We start from the raw sequence: 6,347 nt of genomic DNA, 5'->3' as shown, positions 1-6,347 counted from the left end.
ACGCCGTTCATGGGCAGCCAGAGCGCGCCGCCGTTGAGGGTCAGGCCGTGGATGCGGCGGGTTTCGGCGTTGGCGTGGAGGATGCCGCCGGTGTTGAGCTGGAGCGTGGCGTTGGCGAGCGCCTCGGTGTTGTGGTTGGTGTTGAGCGTGAGCGCGGTGGCGTCGAGCGTCACGGTGCCGGCGAAGGCGCTGCCGGTTGTCGCCATGAAGTCGAAGGTGCCGCTCACCGAGTTGATGGCGAGCAGGCCCGCGCCGGTCAGGTCGTGGATGAAGGTGGTCGCGGTCGTGGCCAATTTCGCATTGGTGGCGATGACGGCGTGCGCCGTGCTTGCGCCGATTTGGTCGTTGTCGGTGATGTCGGCGGTGCCGGTGACGCGGAGCGTGCCGGTGAAGGCGGTGTTGGTGCCGCTCAGGCTCACATTGCCGGAGACGAGGTTCACGCCGGTGCCCGAGATCGTGTTGGCGAAGGTGCCCGTGCCGGCGAGGTCGAGGGTGGCGTTGTTGGCGACGGTGCTTGTGCCGATGCCGTCGAGGTCGGCGAGGGTGAGCGTGCCGTCGGCGATTTGCGTCGCACCGGCGAAGGCGTTGGAGTGGCTGATGGTCAGGTTGCCGGTGTTTTCTTTGGCGAGGGTGCCGGTGCCGGCGAGGTTGTTGGCGAGGGTTTCGTCGGCGGTGTTGCCGAGGGTCAGCAGGCCGTCCAGGAGGATGTCGGCCAGGCCGAGGTTCGCGGTGCCGCTGGCGCGCAGCGCGGTGTCTTGCGCGATGTTCCATTCGCCCGAGAGCGTGTTGGTGCCGGTGAGCGCGACGCTCGAGGTGGCGATGAGCGAGACCGTGCCGGTGCCCGCGACTTGCTTGGCGAGCGTGCCGGTGGCGCTGTCGAGGACGAGCTGGCCGGTGGTGTCGATCGTGCCGGTGTTGCCGAGCGCCTGGGTGTTGTTGATTGTCGTCGTGCCGGTGACGCCGACGCTGGCGGCGAAGGAGGCGTTGGTGCTGGTGATGTTCACCGTGCCGCCAAGCCCGAGGCTGCCCGTCGCCAGGCCGTAAAGGTTTCCGTCGATTTGGCCGCCGCCGATCGTCTGCGAGTTGTTTTTCAGGTCGAGCGCGGCGGAGCCGGTGACGGTCAGGTGCGCGGTTTGGCCGAGCGCGTCGGTGGCGTCGAGCATGGTCGTGCCCGAGGTGAGCGTGGTCGTGCCGGTGTAGCTGTTGCTGTGGCTCAGGATGATGTGGCCGGTGCCGGCGACCAGTTCGAGGTTGCCCGAGCCGGTGATGAGCGCCGAGAGCGTCTTGTCCGTGGCGGCGGTGCTGTCGAGGACGAGGGTTGTGCCGGTTTTGATGTCGAGGGTTGTAAGCAGGTAGTCGTAGTAGAGGCCGGCGGTGCCGCTGACTGTTCCGGAGTGGGCTTGCGCCTGGGTGCCGGTCAGCGCGGTGTAGTTATAGGTGGCGATGGCCGCGCCGTAGTCGATTTGCTGGCCAAAGGTAATCGGCGTGACGCCGTCTTCCTGCGTGAGGGCAACGTGAACATTGTCTGTGAGAAGGTTGTCGGTGGCGATGAGCAGCGTGGCGTGCGCGGTCAGGCCGTCCTGGTCGAGGAAGTTGACGGGGTTGGCCGGGGAGATGACCGGCGTGGTGCCGGTGTAGCCGTTGAAGGCGATCTTCGCGCCGCTGTCCACGGCGAGCGTGCCGGTTTGCAGCACTTGCGCCGGGATGATCGCGGTCATGTCGATCGCGGTCACGCTTCCCGCGCCCAGGTCCAGGCCGCCGAGGCGGCGGGTTTCGGAGTTGGTCGCGAGGGTCGAGCCGCCGAGCAGTTGCAGGGTGGAGTTGGCGAGCGCCCAGGCGTTGGTGTTCGAGAGGCCGAGGCGCATCGTGGTGTTCGCAAGGGAAACGGTGCCGCTGAAGGCGTTGCCGGCGCTTGCCGCGAAGTCGAAGGTTTTGTTCGCGGTGTCCACGGCGAGCAGGCCCGCGCCGGTCAGGTCGTGGATGAAGGTGGTCGCGGTCGTGGCCAGTTTCGCATTGGATGCGATGACGGCTTGCGCGGTGGCACCGCCGATTTGGTCGTTGTCGGTGATGTCGGCGGTGCCGGTGACGTGCAACGTTCCGGTGAAGGCGGTGTTGGTTCCGCGCAGGCTCACGGAGCCGGAGACGAGGTTCACGCCGGTGCCGCTGATCGTGTTGGCGAAGGTGCCCGTGTCGGCGAGGTCGAGCGTGGCGTTGTTGGCGACGGTGCTTGCGCCGACGCCGCCGAGGTCGGCGAGAGTGAGCGTGCCGCTGTCGATTTGCGTCGCTCCGGCGAAGGCGTTCGTGTGGCTGATTGTCAGGTTGCCGGTGTTTTCCTTGGCGAGGGTGCCGCTGCCGCTGAGGTTGTTGCCGAGGGTTTCGTTGGCGGCGTTCGCGATGGTGATAAGACCGTTGGCGGTGATGTCGGCCGCGCCGAGGTTCGCGGTGCCGCTGGCGCGCAGCGCGGTGTTTTGCGCGATGTTCCATTCGCCCGAGAGCGTGTTCGCGCCGGTGAGCGCGACGCTCGAGGTGTTGATGAGCGAGACCGTGCCGGTGCCCGCAACTTGCTTGGCGAGCGCGCCGGTGGCGTTGTCGAGGACGAGCTGCCCGGTGGTGTTGATCGTGCCGGTGGTGCCGAGCGCCTGCGTGTTGGCGATCGCGGTCGTGCCGGTGACGCCGACGCTGGCGGCGAAGGCGGCGTTGGTGCTGGTAATGCTCACGATGCCGCCGAGGCCGAGGCTGCCCGAACCGGCGAGGTTCCCGGCGATGTTGCCGCCGCCGATGTTTTGGGTGTGGCCGTTGAGGTTGTAGGCGGCGGTGCTGGTGACGGCGAGGTGGGCGGTGTTGCCAAGCGCGTTGCTCGTGCCGCTGATGAGCGTGCCGCTGGTGATGAAGGTCGTGCCGGTGTAGGTGTTGGCGGCGTTGTTGAGCGTGATCGCGTTGGTGGCGTTGATGGCGAGGTTGCCCGCGCCGGTGATTTGGGCGTGCAGTTCCGCGCCGCCGGCGGGTGTCGCGACGTCGCCGGAGAGTGTCGTGGTTTGGTTTGCGACGAGGTCGAGTTGCGTGAGCGCGTAATCGACCGCGAGGCCGCCGGTGTAGTTGAGCGCCTGCGTGTAGGTGGCCGTGGCGGTGGTGACCGCGCCGTCGCGGATGTTGGCGGTCGTGGTCGCGCCACCGGCAAGGGTCAGGTTGGTGCTGCTGACGGTCGTCGCGTTAAGGAGGCGCACGGAGAGGCCCTCGTCCTGTTGCAGGAGCGTGCTTGCGAAGAGGCCGGTCGTGCCGGTGGACGGGTTGGTGTTCGTAACGGTGACCGTGCCGCTGATCGCGTCGAACGCGCCGGTGCGGATGATGCCGTTGGCTTGCGTGCCGGTGGCATAGGTGAAGCCGAGCGCGCCGCCGCTGGCTGTGAGGTTGCCGATGTGCTGCGTGCCGGTGGCCACAGTGGTCGTGTTGCCGGCGTTGAGTTTCGCGGTGGCGTTGGCCAGCGTGTCGTTGTTGAGCAGATACGCGCTGTTGTTGAAGTTCGCCGTGCCGCTGAAGGCGGTGCCGGTGCTGGCGGCGAAGGCAAAGGCGTCGGTGGATGACGCGAGGTCGATTTCGAGGAGGCCCGTGCCGGTGAGGGTGTTACTCCAGGTCATGCTGCCGGTGGCGACGCGCAGCGTGGCGTTGGCGGCGAGGTTCACCGTGTTCGCGCCGAGGGCGTGCTCGTTTGCCATGACGAGCGTGCCGGCGAGGACGCCGGTCGTGCCGGTGTGGGTGTTCGAGCCGGAGAGCGTCAATGTGCCCGCGCCGGCTTTTTCCACGTTGTGCGTGCCGGTGATTTGCGTGGCGATGGTGGCGCTGACCGAGGGGTTTGTGTTGAGCACCACCGCGCCGGTGCCGCCGGTCGTGAGCGTGCCGCCGGTGATGAGATAGCCGTCGGTGATGAACTGCGCGCCGGAGAAGGCAATCGTGCCCGATCCGACGGTGTTGTCCACCGTGACCGTGCCCGACGCGCCGCGGAAGATCGCGAAGCCGGCGTCGAGCCACTCGCCGTTGGGCGCCCCGTTCGTCGAGCTCGCCCATGCCGTGTAGCTGGCGTTGCCGCTCGGCGCGAACCAGGTGCCGCTGCCGCCGTCGAGGCTGCTGTCGTTCCACTTGGTGGAGTCGCCGCCGTCCCAGTAGGTGAAGTAGCCGAAGTCGTAGAGGAACTTGATGTAGCCGGGCTCGGCGGTGCTGATGAGGTATTTGCCGGCGTCGGCGGCGGACGGGGGCGAGCCGTTGAACGCGCCCATCACGAGGTTTGAGGCGTTGCCGGTGAGCGATCCCGCATAGTGGATCAGGTCGTATTCGCCCTTGGCGAGCGGGCTGAGCGTGGAGGTGATGTTGAGCGTGCTCGTGCCAACAAGAATCACGTCGCCGGTCACGTCGGCGCGGTCGTTGTTGCCCGCCGCGACTTGGTCGATGTGGCCGGGGTTTGTGATGCCTCCGAGTTCGTAATCGAGGGTGGCGCTGGTGAGCTGGAGTGTGCCGGTGATTGCGGTCAGGCCGGGGCTGTTGCCGGGGGCCAGGACGCCGCCGTTGATGTGAACGTAGCCGGTGATCGCGCCGGTGCCGCTGAGCGTGCCGCCGGAATAAACGTCCAGGCGCGAGGCCGCGGAGCCGAACGCGCTGTTCACGTAAAAGCGGCCCGAGTCAATGTGTGTCGCGCCCGCCCATGCGGAGGCGTTGCCGGTGTAGTTGACGGCGGCGTTGTCAACGACGCGCAGCTCGCCGGAGCCGGTGAGCGCGTTCGAGACCGCGCCGTTGATGCCGGAGAGCCCGGCCGTGCCGGTGGCGTTGATCGCGAGCGTGGAGCTGCCGAGCGCGCCGGCGTTGGTTGCGCGCAGGATGCCCGCGGTGACGAGCGTGGTGCCGCTGTGCGCGCTGCTGCCGGAGAGGGTGAGCGTGGCGTCGGTGGTTTTTTCGAGGGTTGCCGCGCCGTCGAACACGCCTGCGTAGGAGCCGCTTTCGACGGTGAGCGCGCTGTTGAGGTGGATCGTGCCGCTGCCTTGCAGGGCGCGCAGGCTTTGCGCGTTCGCGCCGGTGTCGAGCACGGCGTTGTTCACGAGCAGGGCGCTCGTGTAAATGGCGTCCGCCGCGTCCAGGCGGAAGGTGCCGCTTGTCGTCGTGGTCGTGCCGGTGTGGGTCGCGCTCGAGCTGAGCGTGATCATGTCGCCCGCCGAGATGTCGAGGCTGCCGGAGCCGGAGACCAGAGCGTGCAGTTCCGAGCCGGTTGCCGTGCCGTCGTCGCTGTCGAGGACCAGGGTTTTGCCGGCCTGGAGCCGGAGCTCGGTGAGCTGGTGGGCGAGCGTCAGGGTTTTGTTGTCGCTCGTGGCGAGGGTGTTGCTGTAGATGGCGAGCGCGTCGGTGCCGCTGTTGACCGCGAGGGTCGAGCTGGCGCCGAGGGTCGCGCCGGAGTTGTTCACGAGGCGCAGGTCGTCGATGGTTCCGGTCCAGGTGTTGGCGGAAACGACGAGGGTTTCCGTCGTGGCCTCGTCTTGTTGCAGGAGCGTCTTGGCGGTGAGCTTGTCCTGGTCGAAGTGAACCGCGCTGTCCGCAGCGATGGCGAAGTCGGTGACGTTTGCCGTGCCGGTGAAGGCAAAGGTGCCGCCGTTGGCAACGAGGGTGCCCGCGGTTTGCGCGCCCGCGGCGATGTCAACGCGGCCGCCGGTTGCGGCGAGGGTTGTGCCGGCGAGGAGCGCGCTCGCGTTTGCGTCCCAGGTGAGGACGCCTTCGCGCGCGTCCACGAGGCCGGTGAAGGCGGTGCCGACGCCGGAGCCGAACGCGTGCGTGCCGCTGCCGTTGAACTGTATCGTGCCGGTGCCGGCGAGGGCGTTGTTGAGGGTGATGTCTGCCGTGCCGGTGGTTTGCAGCAGGCCGGGGAGCGCGACGTTGCTCGCGGCGCCGAGCGCGTTCGATTCGGCGATGCGCATGGTGTCGTTGACGGCCCAGGTGCCGCTGAAGCCGTCGTTCGCCGCGCCGCCGGTGACGAGGATGTCGCCGTTGACTTCGGCAATGCCCGCGCCGCTCACCGCGTTCGCGAGGCTGCCGGTGTAGGCGAGGTCAACACGGGCGGCCGAATCGACATGGATCGTCGAGGCGCCGGCGGCGTTGTTCGCGACGAGCGCGAGTGTGCCCGCTTGCACGAGCATGGTGCCGCTGTGGGTGTTGGCGGCGTTGGTGAGGGTGAGCGCGCCCGAGCCGGCCTTGGCGATGTTGCCCGTGCCGCTGATCACGCCGGTGAGGGTGCCGGTGAAGGCCTGCGTGTCCACTTCGCCGGTGCTGGCGAGTGTGACGTTGTTGGCGAGCGAGAGGTTGTTCGCGTCGAG

The 6,347-nt window shown here is 68.0% G+C and carries 1 protein-coding gene; it reads right to left on the bottom strand.

Annotated features, from left to right (window positions below):
* Positions 1 to 6,347 (bottom strand): autotransporter-associated beta strand repeat-containing protein (locus tag M2447_RS13510; RefSeq protein ID WP_277559030.1); only part of this gene is annotated, 6,347 nt, incomplete at both ends.

It is taken from the genome of Ereboglobus sp. PH5-10, assembly GCF_029504735.1.
In the GTDB taxonomy this organism is placed as follows: Bacteria; Verrucomicrobiota; Verrucomicrobiia; order Opitutales; family Opitutaceae; genus Ereboglobus.
Note: the sequence above shows the minus strand (reverse complement) of the source record. Positions and strands in the feature narration are given on the sequence as shown.